Below are 17,024 nucleotides of genomic sequence, written 5' to 3'. Positions count from 1 at the left end.
CTCTCCAAAAGCCAATTGGCCTGCGCTACACTCTGTCTGCATCGGGTCTCTGGCCTCGCTCGCGGATTTTCCTTTTCCAACAAGAACTTTCGCCGTTTTCAGAGCCCGATGCACCTACTCGTGTGAGATATCCGGGCTATGGCTGGTTGGCGCGCAATCTTTCTTGTCAATCTGCCGATCGGTATGCTTGGTCTATGGCTGACCGCGCGTTATGCGCCGACCTCTCCGAAACATCCCAATCATGGGCTTGATCTCGCCGGTCAGATCACGGCTGCTTCTGCACTCGCGTGCCTGACAATGGCTTTGACGGAAGCGAGTGTCCGTGGCTGGACCGACCCGGTTATTGTTGCGGGTCTTGTTGCGGCAATGTTGCTCGGAGTGCTGTTTCTCTGGCTGGAAATTGGTCATCCATCCGCGATGCTGCCTTTGGTCCTGTTCCGAGACGGGACGCTCCGGAGCGCCACGGCGATCGGTTTGATCGCCAATCTCGCATTTTATGGCGGCGTCTTCATTCTGAGCCTTTATTTTCAGGCAGTCCGGCACTATTCGCCGCAGAGGACCGGATTGGCCTTTTTGCCGATGATGGCCACGCTGGTGATCATGAATGTCATTGCCGGTCGGGTCGTCGGTCGTATTGGCCCGCGTCGTCTGACGGCGATTGGCATGAGCATATCGGCGCTCGGCTATGGCCTCCTGCTGCCGGTGTCGGCGACGGGTTCCTATTGGTTGCTCGCTGTTCCCATGCTGCTGGCAGGTGGCGGCATCGCGCTGACCATTCCCACGATCACCAATGCGACGTTGACGTCCGTTCCCCATGTCCAGGCCGGGATCGCGTCCGGACTTTTGAATTCCGCGCGGCAGGTGGGCGGTATGATTGGCGTGGCTATCTTCGGATATTTCGTTCGTTCACAAGAGACAGTTCTGTTCATGAGGGGGATGCATACGGCGATTATTTTCACGGTCGCTCTACTGATTCTTGGAACAGTCATTGGTCTCGCCGGTATTCGGTCAGTTTCTGGCCAAAGCTCGGAAAGGAAAAACCTCCATAGAATGCAGAGAAATGCAGACGCCGCCGAGGGCTGATCCGCGTGATCGCCGACAGGCGATGTGGATGTATCTGCTAATATCTGAATCTTTTTTGTGTTGCGTCGATGTCACGTAATTGTCGTGATTACGGCTTCAACATCTGCGATCTTCGGTGTTTGATCGCAGCCTGCGTCGGGCGGCCCAGGCCCTGGAGGTGGATCCGCACGCCCGCGTTCCAGCCGGTTCAGCGTGCTCTTGCTTGCCAGTGTCGCCAGGACCGGATCATGCCGAAGTTGATCGTGATCGATCAGATCTTCATAGTCCAGCGCAATCCCCGCCACGCGCTGGAGCACCAGGGAACGAACGTCATGCGCGACACTCCGTTTGCATCGGGTATCCGGTCTCGCTCGCGGATTTTCCTTTTCCAGAAAGAGTTTTCGCCGCTTTCAGAACCCGATGCACCTGCTCGTGTGAGATATGCGGGATTGTTGGTCGCGTCCCGACTGGCGGTTCTCGGATGACGGGCAGGTCATCCCGCCGGTGACGGGGTCAATGCTGGTGGTTTTGGCCCCCCGGTCGCCCAATCGAGGAGTTCGACGGTATGGACGACCGGCAGGCCCGTTCCGCTGGCGATCTGCGTTATGCAGCCAATATTGCCAGCGGCGATGAAATCCGGCGCGGTGCTCTCGATATTGGCGACCTTGCGATCGCGCAGGCGGGTCGCGATGTCTGGCTGCAACAGATTATATGTTCCCGCCGAACCGCAGCAGAGATGGGGTTCGGGGGGCTCGACGACATCGAAGCCGGCCTCCTGCAACAGCTGTTTCGGCTGCTGCATGATCCGCTGGCCGTGTTGCAGCGAACAGGCGCTGTGGTAGGCGACCCGGTGCTTCATGGGCTGGACGGGGGGCAGTAGGCCGATTTCGCTCATGATCTCGGTCATGTCGCGGGCCAGCGCCGAAATGCGTCGTGCGGGCTCGGCGAGTTCCGCATCTTCCCGAAACATGAAGCCGTAATCCTTGACGGTCGTGCCGCAACCCGAAGCGTTGATGACGATCGCATCGAGGCCGTCCGCCTCGATCTCCCTGGTCCAGGCCAGGATGTTGGCGCGCGCGAAGTCGCGACCGTCCTGGCCGAGATGGTGGGTGAGGGCGCCGCAGCAGCCAGCCCCCCTGGCCACCACGACCTCGCAGCCATGGCGCGTCAGCAGGCGGATCGTCGCCTCGTTGATCTGTGGGGCGACCACCTGCTGGGCGCAGCCGTTGAGAAGGGCTACCCGCCGGACCCGAGGCGCTTCCGTCGGGAATGACTGCGGCCGGTCGACGGGCGATGGCGGAGGCACCCGCGAGGGCGCCAGGCGCAGGCTGGCCGCCAGCCGGGTTGGCAGGACAGGCGCGAACGGCCTGGCGAGCTTCGTCGCGCGCAGCGCGAGGCGGAAAAGACCGGGCCGGGGCAGGAGCGCGCCGAGCAGCCGGCGCAAAGTGCGGTCCATCCACGGTCGGCGATATGTCTTCTCGATATGGTCCCGCGCATGATCGACGAGGTGCATGTAGTTGACCCCCGAGGGGCAGGTCGTCATGCAGGCCAGGCAGGAGAGGCAGCGGTCAACATGCTTGACCACCTCCGTGGTGGCCGGCCGGTCATTTTCGAGCATGTCCTTGATCAGGTAGATGCGACCGCGTGGACTGTCCAACTCGTCGCCCAGCAATGTGTAGGTGGGACAGGTCGCCGTGCAGAAGCCGCAATGGACGCATGAGCGCAGGATCTTCTCGGATTCCCGGGTATCCGGATCTGCGAGCTGAGCCGGGGAAAAATTCGTCTGCATGGTGTTTATCGACCCTCCCACATGCGACCCGGATTGAGGATGCCGCCGGGGTCGAAGCCCTGTTTGATGCGGCACTGAAGCGCATCTATCGTCGCGCTGGCTGGCTCGAAGACGGGGGTCGTGGCGCGCAGCGCCTCCGGCGCGACCACGAGCATGGCGTGACCGCCGATCTGGCCCATCGCGGCGCGAATGATTGCCGCGCCGCCGTCGGGGCCGGCGTCCTCCGCATCGAGGTTCAGCCACACAAGTCCGCCGCCCCAGTCGAACAGCGCATCGGCGGAAGCCAGTCGGGCACGTATGGCCTGTACGACGGCGCCGGCCCTGGCGGGCGTGGGACAGAGCCGCCATAAATAGCGCTCCCGCCCCGCGACCAGGGATTCTACGGAGGCGATCTCCGTCCACAGTCGTTCGCTCGCGGCTGCGTCGAGACGGTCGCCATGACCGAGCAGCTTCTCAAGTTCGGCGGCGCGGTAGATCACTGAGGGCGGCGGGCCTTCAAGACGCAGCGCGGTCGCGCCGCCGAGGCCGTTCGCCACCGCATCGACGCTGGAGCGGCGGGCGGCCGGGCTGGGCAGGTGCGCCGCGCCCGAAACCTCGTGAGGTGTGTTGAGAGCCCGCAGCATGGTCGGGATCGCGATGTCGTCGGCCAGCCCGTGCAGAAGCAGGGTACAGGAGGTCTCGGGCTTCGGCATGACCTTCAGCGTGACCTCGGTCAGCAGCGAGAGCGTACCGAAAGCGCCCGCCTGCAACTTGCACATATCGTAACCGGTGACGTTCTTGACGACTTTCCCGCCGGCCTTCCAGGCGTCCCCACGCCCGTTGATGGCGGCGAAACCGAGGAAGAAATCGCGCGCCGCCCCGGCGCGCAGGCGTCGCGGGCCGGAGAGATTGCAGGCCAGCACGCCGCCCAGTGTCGGCTCGGCATTGCTTGCGAGCAGTTTGCGCCAGTCGGGGGGCTCGAATGCCAGCATCTGCTGCTGGTCCGCCAACTGGCGCTGGATGTCCGCCATCGGGGTGGCGGCCCTGGCGGTCATGACGAGTTCCGCCGGCTCGTAATCGACGATGCCGCTGAGCCTGGAAACGTCGAGCTGATGGTCGGTCCGTGGCGGCCGCCCGAGTGCGCGCTTGCTGCCGCCGGCGACGATTTCGAGCGGATGGTTTTCCGCCATCGCCCAGCCAATCATGTCTTGCGCCTCGGCGTCGTTCGATGGTCGAAGGACGATCATGGTCATCCCTCCTCAGAAGCGTGGCAGGTCGGGAAAACGCAGATTCCCGGCATGCACATGGACGCGGCCAAGCTCCGCGCAGCGGCAAAGCTGAGGAAAGACCTTGCCCGGATTGAGCAGGCTTTCAGAATCGAAAGCGCATTTCAGCCGGGTTTGCTGATCGAGGTCGCTGTCGTTGAACATCGTGCCCATCAGGTCGCGTTTCTCGACGCCGACCCCGTGTTCTCCGGTCAGCACGCCCCCGACCTCGACACAGAGCCGAAGGATGTCGTTGCCGAAATCCTCGGCGCGCTGCAATTCGCCGGGCCGATTGGCGTCATAGAGGATGAGCGGATGCAGATTGCCGTCGCCGGCATGAAAGACGTTGGCGACGCGCAGTTTATATTTCGCCTCCATCTCTTCCATGCGTTGCAGCACAGTGCCGATCTGCCGGCGTGGGATCGTCCCGTCCATGCAATAATAATCGGGCGAAAGCCGGCCGACGGCGGGAAATGCCGCCTTCCTGCCGGCCCAGAACAGCAGCCGTTCCGCCTCGGACTGGCTGGCGCGGCAGCTTGTCGCGCCGTGCCGGCTGGCGATCGCCTCGACCGCCGCGATGAGATGGTCGATTTCGGCGGCGCAACCGTCGAGTTCGATGATGAGCAATGCCGCCGCATCGAGCGGATAACCCGCGTGGACGAAGGCTTCGGCGGCCTCGATCGCCAGGTGATCCATCATTTCCATGCCGCCGGGAATGATGCCGGTGGCGATCACCTCGGCAACGCAGTGGCCAGCGCCCTCGATGGTCGCGAAACCGATCATCAGGGCGCGGGCGCCCGGCGGCTTCGGCAGGATGCGCACCGTGACCTCGGTCACGACGCCGAGCATGCCTTCCGACCCGACGAGGACGCCGAGCAGATCATAGCCCGATGCATCGAAATGCTTGCCGCCGAGGCGAATGATCTCGCCGTCCATCATCACCAGTTCGACACCGAGGACGTTGTTGGTGGTCAGGCCGTATTTCAGACAATGCACGCCGCCGGAATTCTCCGCGACGTTCCCGCCGATCGTGCAGGCGATCTGGCTTGAGGGATCGGGGGCGTAATAGAGACCCTGTGCCTGCACGGCCTGGGAAATGCCGAGATTGGTCACCCCCGGCTGCACCACGATGCAGCGGTTTTCGACATCAATCTCGAGAATGCGTTTGAACTTGCCAAGTCCGAGCAGAATGCCGTCCTGTAGCGGCAGCGCGCCGCCGGACAGGGAGGTGCCGGCGCCGCGCGGCACGACCTTGATCCGATTGGCATGGCAATAGCGCAGAATTTCGGAGACCTGTGCCGTCGTCTCCGGCAGGACCACCACCATCGGAAGCTGGCGGTAGGCGGTGAGGCCATCACATTCAAAGGCGCGGCGTTCGGACGCGCTGTCGATGACACCTTCGCCGGGCACGATGCGCCGGAGGGCATCGACGATTTCGGAACGACGGGCCAGCACGGCCTCGTCGGGAGCGGGCATCCTGATCATCGTCCGACTCCCAGGGTTGGAATGATCCAGGGAAACAGGAACTGCTGTGCCGCGACGATGATGCTGAGCGCGAGCGTCACGATGATGCTATGCCAGAAGGTGCGCGCGAAAACGACACCTTCCTGCCCCTTCAGCCGGGTGACCGCGACGCCGGTCGCTATGTTCTGCGGCGAGACCATCTTGCCCATGACACCGCCCGAGGAGTTGGTCGCGGCGAACAGGACCGGATCGAAATGGAGCTGATGGGCAGCGACGACCTGCAGATTGCCGAACAGCGCATTGCCGGACGTGTCGCTGCCTGAGAGCAGGACGGCAACCCAGCCCAGGAAGGGTGAGAGGAAGACGAACAGATGGCCGGTGGACGCCACCGCCTTGCCGAGTGTGTAGGCCATTCCGGAATAATTCATCAGATAGGCCAGACCGATGATCAGCATCACGGTGATGACGGCGAGCCACGCCTGACGCAGGGTCTGGCCGATGCAGGCGATGAAATCGGCCAAGGACAGTCTGACGATCAGGGTGGTGATGATGGCGGAGATCAGGATTGCGGTACCGGTCGTCAGTGGCTGGAATACCCACACGGCGGCGTAGGGCCTGTTGTCGTAGAGCGTGATCGCGATCGCATTGTCGAGGCCCGGCCAATGGATCTTCTGCTCACCGACCAGGAAAACGCCGAAATGCGTCCAGAGGATCACGACGACGGAGGCGATCAGCCAGGGCAGCCATCCCTGCCAGGACGCGACGGTGCGCGTCGGGGCCTGCACATTCAGGATCGAGGCGTCGATGGCGAATTCCGGGTCCGGTGCCGGGCGCCATGTCCTGAGGAATATCAGGGTGGCGCCGAGCGAGCCGAGCGCGGAGAGCACGTCGGTCAGGGCGTAGTCGAGATAGTTCGACGACACGAACTGCGAAAGGGCGAAGCTGCCGCCGGCGACGAGAAGAAGTGGCCAGAGCGCCCGCAGGGAACGCCTGCCGCCATAGAGGGCCATCACATAAAAGGGCAGGGCGATGGCGATAAACGGCAATTGCCGCCCGATCATGGCCGCGAGCGTGTGAGCCGGGAGCCCCGTAACGGCTCCGAGTACGGTCACGGGCACGCCGAGCGCGCCAAAGGCGACGGGCGCGGTGTTGAAGATGAGCACGAACACCAACGCTTCGAGCGCGGGGAAACCGACAAGGATCAGGAGGGAGCTTGTGATCGCCACCGGCGTGCCAAAACCCGAGACGCCTTCGAGAAGGGCACCGAAGCAGAAGCCGATGACGACGAGCACGACGCGCCGGTCATTGGGAAGGTTCGTGAGCAGCCAGGCGCGGAACGCATCGAAGCGGCCCGACTTGACTGCGATGTTGTAGAGCAGGAGCGCGCTGAGCACGATCCACATCACCGGCCACAAGGCGAAGACGGCGCCATTGAGCACGGCATCGGCGGCAAGCCCCACAGGCATCCGCCAGACCGCGACTGCCGCGATCAGGCCGATGGCCAGCCCCGCAAGCGCGGCCTCCCAGGCGGGCCGGCGCAAGATGCCGAGAAGGGTCAGGACTGCGAGAACCGGTAGGACCGCGACGATGAAGGATAGGCCCAGGCTGCCGCCGACAGGCGCCAGAATTTGCTGGAACACGGATGTCTCTCCCTTTGAACATTTCTTTTCCCGTCGGGGAGGCGTTGCCTCACTCGCGGTCGCGTTCTTGTTTCAAGAGATTTTTTGTGCCGATGATGTCGAATGATGTTGATGCGGTGATGGTGACGACATTGCCCACGCGCGGACGGTCTTCGATGCGGCCGCTTTCATCGGCCAGACGGGTTGCTCCGGTAAATTGCGACTGTGGGCGACCGATGTCGCGGTGATTCAATCGGGCTCGCGTATCGGTGAAAGCCGCACCCTATGCGCCCGTCGTTTTCTCGCCGATCTCGTGACAGGCGAGGCGTTCCAGCACGCGCACCATGCCGGAATGGTCCCAGGCTTCTCCGCCCGCCGCAACCGCCGCATTGAAAAGTTCCTGGCAGGTTGCCGTATTGGGCAGACTGACACCGAGGCTGCGGGCGCCCTGCAAGGCGAGATTGAGATCCTTCTGGTGCAGCGCGATGCGGAAACCCGGCGCGAAGTTCCGCTTCACCATGCGTTCGCCATGCACTTCCAGGATACGGGAACTGGCGAAGCCGCCCATCAGTGCCTGGCGGACGCGCGCCGGGTCGGCGCCGGCCCTGGAGGCGAACAGGAGCGCCTCGCCCACGGCTTCGATGGTCAGGGCGACGATGATCTGGTTGGCAACCTTGGTGGTCTGGCCGTCACCGTTTCCGCCGACCAGGGTAATGTTCTTTCCCATGCGTTCAAAAATCGGCTTCACTGTTTCGAATGCGGCATCCGGGCCTCCCACCATGATGGTGAGGCTCGCGGCTTTCGCTCCGACATCGCCGCCCGAGACCGGGGCATCGAGATAATCGCAGCCAAGCGCGTTGATGCGCCGGGCGAACGCCTTCGTCGCGATCGGCGAGATGCTGCTCATGTCCACCACGATCTTGCCGGGCGTGAGCCCCTCGGCGACGCCGTCGGGGCCGAACAGAACCTCTTCCACGTCGGGCGTATCGGGGACCATGGTGATGATGATGTCGGCCTGGCGGGCGACCTCGCTGCCGCTGCGACAGGCGCGGGCACCCTTGTCGAGCAGTTCCTGCGGCGGGGTTCCGGTGTTTCGAATAAAAAGGGTATGGCCCGCGGTGAGAAGATGGTCGGCCATGGGACGACCCATGATGCCAAGTCCGATGAATCCGATTTTACTCATGATCTTTTCCCGATTTTCAGGAGACATGCGCCAGTGACGCGGCTGCGGGGGGCGGCGCGTCGGGTTGGAACCAGTCCAGACCGGCCGTCGTCGTGGTCAGCGGCTTGTATTCGCAGCCGATCCAGCCGGTGTAGCCGAGCCTGTCGATGTGCCGGAACAGGAAGCCGTAATTGATTTCGCCGGTGCCCGGCTCGTGGCGGCCAGGATTGTCGGCGAGCTGGATGTGGCCGATGCGGGCGAAATGGGTCTCGATGGTGCGGGCAAGATCGCCCTCCATCACCTGTGCGTGATAAATGTCGTATTGCAGCTTGAGGTTCGCCGAGCCGACGGCCGCGATGATCTCCAGCGCGGGTGCCGTGCGGTCAACGAGAAAGCCGGGAATGTCCCGGCTATTGACCGGTTCGAGCAGCAGGCCAATGTTGGCGGCCTCAAGCTTCTCTGCCGCATAACGTAGATTGTCGATCAGCGTTGCGCGGGCGACCTCCGCCGGAACGCCGGTGGGCAGAATCCCGGCGAGGCAATTCACCTGGGGGCAGGATAGGGCCGTTGCATAGGCGATCGCACGATCGACGCCTGCCCGGAAGTCGGCTGTCCGGTCGGGATGGCAGCCGATGCCGCGCTCGCCAGCGCCCCAGTCGCCTGCCGGCAGGTTATGCAGGACAAGGCGCAGCCGATGCTTTTGCAGCAGGGCGGCGAGTTCCTGTTTGTCGAAATCATAGGGAAACAGGAATTCGACGGCCTCGAAGCCCGCCGCCCTGGCGGCGGCGAAGCGTTCGAGGAATGGCAGTTCGGTAAACAGCATGGTGAGGTTGGCGGCGAATTGAGGCATGAGACCCTCCCTGTTCACGAGAATCGTTCTTGTTCGGCGGAAGCCGGCTGTCGGCGGCCTAACGCACGTTCGAGGGCACGGGCTCCGCGACGCCGCGCTTATCTTCGCTTTCCCGGATCGACAGGTCGGGGTCGAGACAGAGGATTTCCTCGAACTCGTTGACGCTGTCGATCTCTGTGCCCATGGCGATGTTGGTGACCCGCTCCAGGATGAATTCGAGCACGACAGGAACCTGATATTCGGCCATCAGTTCCTGGGCCCTGGCGAAAGCCGCCTTGAATTCATTCGCGGATTTGACGCGGAGTCCCTTGCAGCCGAGCCCTTCGGCAACGGCCACATGATCGACGCCGTAGCCGGGTACGGCGTCGCCTTCCGGCTTGGCGTTGATGTTTTCAAAGGCGAGGCTGACCTCGAAATCCATCTGGAAGGCGCGCTGGGCCTGCCGGATCAGGCCGAGATAGGAATTGTTCACGACAATATGCAGGAAGGGCAGCTTGTGCTGCGCCCCCACTGCCAGTTCCTCGATCATGAACTGGAAATCGTAGTCGCCGGAGAGCGCCACGATCTTCTTGTCGGGGTCGGCGGCGCGGACGCCGAGCGCGGCGGGCAGGGTCCAGCCCAGCGGCCCGGCCTGGCCGGAATTGATCCAGTTGCGCGGATTGTAAACGTGCAGGAACTGCGCGCCGGCGATCTGGGACAGGCCGATGGTCGTGACGTAGCAGGTATCGCGGTCCAGGATGTCGTTCATTTCCTGATAGACCCGCTGGGGTTTCAACGGCACCTGATCGAAATGGCTCCGGCGGAGCATGCTGTTCTTGCGGTGCAGGCATTGTTCGGCCCAACTGGCGCGGTCCTTGAGCGAACCATCCGCCTGCATCTCGCGGGCGACCTCGATGAACAGTTCGAGTGCGGCGCGGGCGTCGGAGACGATGCCGAAATCTGGCCCGAACACCCGGCCGATCTGCGTCGGTTCGATGTCGACATGCACGAAGGTCCGGCCTTTCGTGTAAACCTCGACGGACCCGGTATGGCGGTTGGCCCATCGGTTGCCGATGCCGAGCACGAAATCGGATTTCAGGAAGGTGGCGTTACCATAGCGGTGGCTGGTCTGAAGGCCGACCATGCCGGCCATCAGCGTGTGGTCGTCGGGGATCGTACCCCAACCCATCAGGGTCGGGATGACCGGTACGCCGGTGAGTTCGGCGAAGGTGACGAGAAGATCGCTGGCGTCGGCGCTGATGATGCCGCCGCCGGCGACGATCAGCGGCCGCTGCGATGCGTTGAGCATCTCGATGGCGCGCCGGGCCTGCTGCCGCGACGCGGCGGGTTTGTAGATCGGCAGCGGCTGGTAGGTCTCGATGTCGAACTCGATTTCGGCCATCTGCACGTCGATGGGCAGGTCGATCAGGACCGGGCCGGGACGACCCGAGCGCATCACATGAAAAGCCTGCTGGAAGACCATCGGGACCAGCGCCGGCTCGCGCACGCAGACCGCCCATTTCGCGACCGGCTTCGCGATGGATTCGATGTCGATCGCCTGGAAATCTTCCTTGTAGAGCCTCGCGCGGGGGGCTTGGCCCGTGATGCACAGAATGGGTACGGAATCGGCGGCCGCGGCGTAAATCCCCGTGATCATGTCGGTGCCGGCTGGTCCCGACGTGCCGATACAGACGCCGATATTGCCGGGCCGGGCGCGGGTGTAGCCGTCCGCCATGTGCGAGGCGCCCTCGACATGGCGTGCCAGAATATGACGGATCGTGCCGCGCCTGCGCAACGCGGCATAGAATGGGTTGATCGCGGCACCGGGCACGCCAAAGGCGGTTGCAATACCCTCCCGTTCCAGAACGAGGACAGCGGCGTCGACTGCGGTCATCTTGGGCACGTTACTCTCCCACGGCGTTTCGTTGTTGAACGCACTATGACAGGCCGGGATTTTTCGGTGGGATGATTTCCGCAATGTGGAAAATGATAAAATAATAGTTATATTACAATATGTTGTATGATTCCAATAAAGTAAAATCAGGCTCTTTTTTCATAAAAATGGAATTTTTTCCATATCGTGGGATAGAAGGCTCGCGTATCAATTATTTCAGGACGTTGAATGTTACCGGCTCTGTCGGAGAGGGAGGGTGCCATGCCGCAGCGCACAGTCAGAAAGGGGGCTTCCCAACCGGGCCGGAACACAGCGACCTCACGCGGGAACGGCGATCAGGTTCAATCACTGATTCGTGCGTTGGGGCTGCTTAACCGGATCGCGGAAGCGCCCGATGGTGCTTCCCTGACCGATCTCGCACAGCAGGTCGGGCTACCCACTTCGACCGCGCATCGTTTGCTGACCACGCTGGAGCAGGAACGGTATGTGCGTTTCAATCATGAGCAGCGTCTGTGGACGGTGGGTGTCCAGGCTTTCGTAACGGGGTGTACCTTCACGAAAACGCGCAGCCTGGTCGCGCTGGCCCGGCCGCATATGCGCCATCTGATGGAGGAGGGGGGTGAAACCGTTAATCTCGCCATCGTGGACGAGGGGCAGGCGGTTTATCTGGCGCAGATCGAATGCAGCCAGATGATGCGGGTTTTCGCGCGGCCGGGAACCCGCGTACCGTTGCACTGCTCGGGCGTGGGAAAGGCGATACTCTCGGCAACGTCCGACAAATCCTTGTCCAGAATCCTGCATCAGCACGGGATGCCGCGCCTGACCGTCAAGACGATCACAGCGCCTCTCCCCTTGCGCGAGGAACTCGAACGCGTGCGGGCCGTGGGGTATGCCGTCGACGACGAAGAGCATGCGGTGGGTCTGCGGTGCATTGCCGCGCCGATTTTTGACGAAACAGGCGATGTCGTCGCCGCCGTCTCCGCCTCCGGACCCATGGCCCGCATCGTCGAGGAAAGGATCGCGCCGCTTGGTGGGCTCGTTCTTGATGCCGCGCGGGCCATCTCGGCGGAAATGGGCGCGACATTGCGCTGAACCGTCGTGCGTCATGGGAGGGCGGGCGTGGCAGCCTGCTCCCCTCATGACGTGCATCATGCTGCCGAAACAGCCCTTGTAAAGTTGGGCGGTGAGGCAGGGTATTTCGCGGTCGAACCTGCCAGACCCCGCTTACTGTCCGGATGGGCGGAAGGCGCGGAGCCGATGGCCGTCCGGGTCCGTGATCAGGACATTGCGCCCGAAGCCCATATCCGTCGGGGGCTGGATGATCCTGTATCCGCGTTCGGCCCAGAGTGCATGGAGCGTATCGGGATCATCTGTCGTGAGGGTGATTTCACCATCCCGGCCCGGCGGTGTGACGGCATTCCGTTGCCAAAGGCCCAGATTGGCCCCGCCGGGCAGCGGGAAGAGGACGAAGCCGGGGGATTGCCGGACCGGCGCGACCCCGAGCAGTGCATGATAGAAGCGCGCACTGGTCGTGGGGTCATCAACGTAGAGAATGGTGGACGCTGAGCGAAACATGAGCCGGTCTCCCGATTGTTGGAACGGCTTTTGCCTATCAGGCGCCTGTGACAGTTTCCGTCAGTAGGGCGTGTCGATCCCCGTGAGCGCGCGCCATTCGGCGAGCAGGATGCGCCGCCGTCTCGGATAACGCTCGCGGCCTGGGGTGACGGCCACGATGCGGTCCAGACGGAAATGCCGGAAATCGGCGCGCTTCTCGCACCATGCGGCCAGCACCTCGGCGGCTTCGAAGAAACCGATCGCAACGGGCCAGATCAGGCGTTCGGTCGTGTGCTCCTTTTTGTCCGTGTATCGCAGGTGCAATTTCGTCTCGTCGCGGATCGCCTGCCGGATGACCTCGAGGCAGGGCATCTCGTTCCGGCCGGCCGGTCCGGCGAGCATGCCGCTGGTTTCGACTTCTTCCCCGTGCGTATCGGGCAGGACAGCGGAAATCTTGGCGATTACATTGGCCGCCGCATGTTCCAGAATGTCGTCGCCCCGCTGGCGTACAAGGCGCAGGCCCAGAATCAGTGCGTCCAGTTCGTCCCCGGTGAAGCGCAAGGGGGGCAGCAGGTAACCGGGCCGGAGCACGTAGCCGATGCCGGCCTCCCCTTCGATCGCGGCCCCTTGCGCGGTCAATGTCGCGATGTCCCGATAGACCGTGCGCACGGAGACACCCAGTTCGCCTGCGAGCGTGCCGGCCGTGACGGGATGACGGCGGCGGCGCAGGGCCTGAAGCAGGTCGAGCAGGCGACTGGCGCGGGACAGGGCGGTTTCCTCTCTGTGATGGTGGGCCGCCTGCCGCATGCTTGCTTCAGATGACGTGCTGTTTTTAGGCTGTCGGCTCGGTAAACGATAGGGAATGCTGAGGATATGATGAACGTGCGACGTGTGTGGCTTGCGGTTCTTTCGTCTTGCGCCGGGCTATTCGTCGCAGGCGTTCTCTCTGCTTCCGTGGCTCGAGCCGCGTCGGTACGGTCGTTCCAATGCCCGGTTTCGCAGCTCTCGCTCGGCTTCGATGACGAAGGGGGCGCATTCAACGGCATGTCGCAGAGCGGCACGCTGCTGGTGCTGCGGAATATCGGTCGCGCGCCGTGCCGGGTGCGGGCGCTGCCGCGCCTGCATTTCGAGGATACCGATGGTCGTGCAGTGGATGCGGTGCGCCGTGCGCCGCCTGGGATGCATCCTGGACCGGTCCTGTCATCGGTTCAGGTAATGCCCGGCGCGGCACTGACGGCGCGGCTGCATTGGGTCTCGGGTGACGTTTATGACGGTCACCATTGCATCTCGCCGGCCACCGCGGTGATTGACCTGCCTGGGGGCACGTTGCGGCAGTCCTTCGGGCGGCATATGTGCGCCCCGGCCGGTTCCGCGCGGTTCTTCGATCAGGCGCCGCTGCGGCCTGATACAGCACCCCCAGCGCCATAGGCCACAGGCCCCGTAGGCCGGACGCGGATCGGTGCCGCGAGCGCGGTGGCTCAGAGCTGGGTTGCCCTGCGGGATTTGAAAGGGCGATGGAGAAATGGCGCCGGGGCGTTGTTCGCGAAGTTATACGGACGAACAATGCCCCGGCGGCAGGCCGGGCCGCGATTGATCGCGCCCCGAGGTGGGATTGCCGGAGACGACCGTTTCAGGCTCCGCCGGCCTGAAACGATCGGTTGGGTGTTCCGGCGTTCCGGGTCGTGGTCAGTGCGAGAGGGCCGCCAGCCACGGGGTCAGGTCCGCCTGGGCGCGGGCCGCGATGGCGGCGTTGGCCGCGATCAGATCGGTGGCCTTGTGGGCTTCGATCCTGGCACCAGTCGATTCCGTGGCGGAGGAGTCGGCAGCCAGTGCCTTCGAGACCTCGGGATTGATCGAGTACGACGCGATGGCCGGCAGCAGGGCGGATTGCGACCAGGGGGCCAGACGCGCGCGGATCTGCTTCTGCGTCTGCGGATCCTGCACCAGCGACCAGACGAGGTCGGGATTGTCGCTGGCGCTGGCCACGCGGGCGAGCGAGCGGGCGACGCGGCCGTTGGGAATGACGCCGCTATAGGCGATCTGCACGCTCTGTCGGATCAGCGCGGGATCACGCGCTCCGGCCATGGCGTTGAAGAAGCGCAGCTTGTCTTCGGTGCTGGTGGCCGCGTGCAGCTTCCTGACCAGGATGGCGTAGGTCGCGGCATCGGCATGCCGGCCGACGACCGAGGTGACGGGGTCGACCAGGCTGGGCGGCAGGCTGGCGGGGTTCTTCACGTAGGCGGCGAAGCGCTCCTGCGCGCCGCTGACGACCGCCGGGTCGTCGAACTGGCCCAGAGCCGAGATCACCTGCGGACGCAGCAGGGTATCGAGGAAGGATTCATCCGCGCGCGGCGTCCAGCCCAGGCGTGCCAGTTGCGGCCCCAGCAGGGCGCGGGCGAAGGCGTGGAAGGCGGGCCGCGACGGGCTGCCGCGTTCCATGGCGTCGAGATCCTTCAGGCGGCCGATCGTGTCCTGCCAGACGGCGATATTGTCCTCGTGCGTGGCCGGCAGGGCGGCAACCAGATTCAGCCAGGTCGAGAGCGGCGCCAGGCCGGCCTGGAACAGGGCGTACTGGTCGCCCAGCAGGTTGGCGCGATCCACGGGGCTCAACTGGCTGAAGGCCTTGCCGAGAGCCGCCAGCGACGAGGCGTCATAAGCGACGCGGTAATAGCCGTTCTCGCCCGGATTGGCCTTCAGCGCCAGGTCGCAGCCGGCGAAGGTCAGATGCGCCGGCTGTTCGGACGTCAGGATCACGCGCTGCGCGGTGACGCCCGGACCCGCGACGGTAACGGGGATGTTCCAGCGTGCGGGCAGCGGATGGGCGTCGCCGATGGAGAAGCGGCCCTCGGTCAGTGTCAGGGTCGTCTTGCCGGCTTCGCAGCGACGGCTCACGGTGACCAGCGGGATGCCCGGCTGCTCGGTGAAGCTGCGCGCGACCGTCGCCACGTCCTGATGCGAGACCTGCGACAGGGCGGCCCACAGGTCGGCGCTGGTGGTGTTGCCGTAGGCGTGGGCCTTCATGTAGGCGCGCATGCCGTCACGGAACACATCGGGACCCAGCCAGTCCTCGACCATGCGGATGACCTGCTCGCCTTTCTGGTAGCTGATCCGGTCGAAGGCGGTATTGGCCTCGCTGACGTCGTGGATCACTTGCTGGATCGGATGCGTGGTCGGATGGGCATCCTGCGCCATCGCCTGCTCGCGATCGGCATGCTGGCGCGGCCACATCTGCCAGGTCGGGTTGAAATGGTCGGTGGCCTTGGTCTCCATCCAGGTGGCGAACCCTTCGTTGAGCCAGATATTGTCCCACCAGCCCATCGTCACCAGGTCGCCCGACCATTGGTGGGCCATTTCATGCGCCACGACGATATAGACCGCTTCCTGAGTGGTCGGCGCGCTGGTCTTGGGATCGAACAGCAGGTCGTCGTCGATGAAGGTGATGGCGCCCCAGTTTTCCATCGCGCCGGCTTCGTAATTGCCGGGGATGGCGATCAGGTCCATCTTGGGCAGCGGATAGTCGACGCCGAAATACTCATTGTAATAGGGCAGGATCTGCGACGCCGCGGTCAGGGCGTAGCGTCCTTTTTCCTGCTCGCCGGTGGGGGCGTAGACATTGATCGGCGTGTTGCCGCCCTTGCCGCTGACGGCCTTCATGTCGCCGGCCACCAGGGCCAGCAGGTAGGTGGACATGCGGGGCGTCGTGCCGAAGACGACCTGCCTGGCATGCGCGCCGGCCGGTGTGGACGATTCGATCGGCATGTTGCTGACGGCGGTGAAGTCGGCGGGCAGGGTCGCCGTCAACTGGAACGTCGCCTTGAAGGCGGGCTCGTCCCAGCCGGGGAACATGCGGCGCGCATCCGCGACCTCGAACTGCGTCACCAGCATGCGGTGCTGCTTGCCGTCGGGGGTGCGGTAATCGTCGTAATAAATGCCGTTCGGCGTGGCGGGGATGGGGCCGCGATAAACGATCGCCAGCTTGTGCGCGCCCGTGGTCATGGGCTGCGGCAGGGTGAGCGTCGCGGTCTCGGCCTTGTCGTCCTGGGTGATTTTCGCCGGCGTGCCGTCGAGCGTTGCCGAGATCAGCGTCAGGCCCGCCTGGTTCAGCGTGATGCTGGCGGTGGGGGATGTGACATTGACGGCGATGTCTTCATGCCCGGTCAGGGCGAGGCGCTTCAGGTCGGTGACGATATTGATCCGGTAGGCGCTCGGCACAACGTCTTTCGGCAATTGTCCGGGTGCGTGCGCGAAATCGAAGGGGGCTTCGGCCAAGGCCGGCCGAGACAACAGGGCCGTACTCGCCAGCAGAAGCGTGGCGATGGCTGGTCTGAAATTCATATGGAAACTCCGGTTGTGAGGAACCAGCACATGGAATGGTCGGCAACGATTGTCCATCAGCGGGGGGATGGA

The 17,024-nt window shown here is 63.9% G+C and carries 14 protein-coding genes and 1 pseudogene; 3 read left to right on the top strand and 12 right to left on the bottom strand.

The window, feature by feature from the left end; all coding sequences use genetic code 11:
• Positions 1-138: 138 nt before the first annotated feature.
• Positions 139-1,083 (top strand): MFS transporter, encoded by a 945-nt coding sequence (locus HLH25_RS18250; RefSeq protein ID WP_182975433.1) that lies wholly within the window; start codon positions 139-141, stop codon positions 1,081-1,083.
• Positions 1,084-1,238: 155 nt separating this feature from the next.
• On the opposite strand, the pseudogene HLH25_RS18245 reads toward HLH25_RS18250, so the two are convergent.
• The 9 genes and pseudogenes from HLH25_RS18245 to gcl all read right to left on the bottom strand — a co-directional run.
• Positions 1,239-1,424 (bottom strand): annotated as a pseudogene (locus HLH25_RS18245) (transposase); the annotation flags it as partial.
• 131 nt (positions 1,425-1,555) lie between these two features.
• Positions 1,556-2,851: a glycolate oxidase subunit GlcF gene (gene glcF, locus HLH25_RS18240; RefSeq protein WP_182975432.1), complete on the bottom strand. Its 1,296-nt coding sequence runs from the start codon at positions 2,849-2,851 to the stop codon at positions 1,556-1,558.
• Positions 2,852-2,856: 5 nt separating this feature from the next.
• Positions 2,857-4,077, bottom strand: coding sequence for a glycolate oxidase subunit GlcE (gene glcE / locus HLH25_RS18235; RefSeq protein ID WP_246402708.1), 1,221 nt, complete (start codon positions 4,075-4,077; stop codon positions 2,857-2,859).
• Between the two features lie 12 nt (positions 4,078-4,089).
• Positions 4,090-5,580 carry an FAD-linked oxidase C-terminal domain-containing protein gene (locus HLH25_RS18230; RefSeq protein ID WP_182975430.1) on the bottom strand — a complete coding sequence of 497 codons (1,491 nt, stop codon included), beginning with the start codon at positions 5,578-5,580 and terminating at the stop codon, positions 4,090-4,092.
• Positions 5,577-7,199, bottom strand: a complete 1,623-nt coding sequence (locus HLH25_RS18225; protein ID WP_182975429.1) for an L-lactate permease — start codon at positions 7,197-7,199, stop codon at positions 5,577-5,579. The genes HLH25_RS18230 and HLH25_RS18225 overlap by 4 nt, the downstream gene beginning before the upstream one ends.
• A 49-nt stretch (positions 7,200-7,248) precedes the next feature.
• Positions 7,249-7,431: a hypothetical protein gene (locus HLH25_RS18220; RefSeq protein WP_182975428.1), complete on the bottom strand. Its 183-nt coding sequence runs from the start codon at positions 7,429-7,431 to the stop codon at positions 7,249-7,251.
• A 30-nt stretch (positions 7,432-7,461) separates the two neighbouring features.
• A complete protein-coding gene (locus HLH25_RS18215; protein WP_182975427.1) occupies positions 7,462-8,361 on the bottom strand; it encodes a 2-hydroxy-3-oxopropionate reductase in 900 nt (299 codons plus the stop codon).
• A gap of 16 nt (positions 8,362-8,377) precedes the next feature.
• Positions 8,378-9,190, bottom strand: coding sequence for a hydroxypyruvate isomerase (hyi, locus tag HLH25_RS18210; protein WP_182975426.1), 813 nt, complete (start codon positions 9,188-9,190; stop codon positions 8,378-8,380).
• 58 nt (positions 9,191-9,248) lie between these two features.
• A complete protein-coding gene (gene gcl / locus HLH25_RS18205) occupies positions 9,249-11,063 on the bottom strand; it encodes a glyoxylate carboligase (protein WP_220791897.1) in 1,815 nt (604 codons plus the stop codon).
• 228 nt (positions 11,064-11,291) lie between these two features.
• Between gcl and HLH25_RS18200 the strand changes: the two genes are divergently transcribed.
• The gene (locus tag HLH25_RS18200) at positions 11,292-12,155 is read left to right on the top strand and encodes an IclR family transcriptional regulator domain-containing protein (RefSeq protein ID WP_310889146.1); all 864 of its coding nucleotides are present in this window, start codon (positions 11,292-11,294) and stop codon (positions 12,153-12,155) included.
• A 132-nt stretch (positions 12,156-12,287) separates the two neighbouring features.
• Here the strand turns inward: HLH25_RS18200 and HLH25_RS18195 are convergent, their stop codons facing one another.
• Positions 12,288-12,638, bottom strand: coding sequence for a VOC family protein (locus HLH25_RS18195; RefSeq protein WP_182975423.1), 351 nt, complete (start codon positions 12,636-12,638; stop codon positions 12,288-12,290).
• A 60-nt stretch (positions 12,639-12,698) separates the two neighbouring features.
• A complete protein-coding gene (locus HLH25_RS18190) occupies positions 12,699-13,424 on the bottom strand; it encodes a helix-turn-helix transcriptional regulator (RefSeq protein ID WP_246402705.1) in 726 nt (241 codons plus the stop codon).
• A 147-nt stretch (positions 13,425-13,571) separates the two neighbouring features.
• Between HLH25_RS18190 and HLH25_RS18185 the strand changes: the two genes are divergently transcribed.
• The gene (locus HLH25_RS18185; RefSeq protein WP_182975422.1) at positions 13,572-14,045 is read left to right on the top strand and encodes a DUF4232 domain-containing protein; all 474 of its coding nucleotides are present in this window, start codon (positions 13,572-13,574) and stop codon (positions 14,043-14,045) included.
• Positions 14,046-14,303: 258 nt separating this feature from the next.
• Here the strand turns inward: HLH25_RS18185 and HLH25_RS18180 are convergent, their stop codons facing one another.
• Positions 14,304-16,952, bottom strand: coding sequence for a M1 family metallopeptidase (locus HLH25_RS18180; protein WP_182975421.1), 2,649 nt, complete (start codon positions 16,950-16,952; stop codon positions 14,304-14,306).
• Positions 16,953-17,024: the final 72 nt, after the last annotated feature.

It is taken from the genome of Gluconacetobacter dulcium, from assembly GCF_014174165.1.
Taxonomy (GTDB): Bacteria; Pseudomonadota; Alphaproteobacteria; order Acetobacterales; family Acetobacteraceae; genus Gluconacetobacter; species Gluconacetobacter dulcium.
The sequence above is the reverse complement of the archived record's forward strand: the minus strand, read 5'-3'. Positions and strand labels throughout refer to the sequence as shown.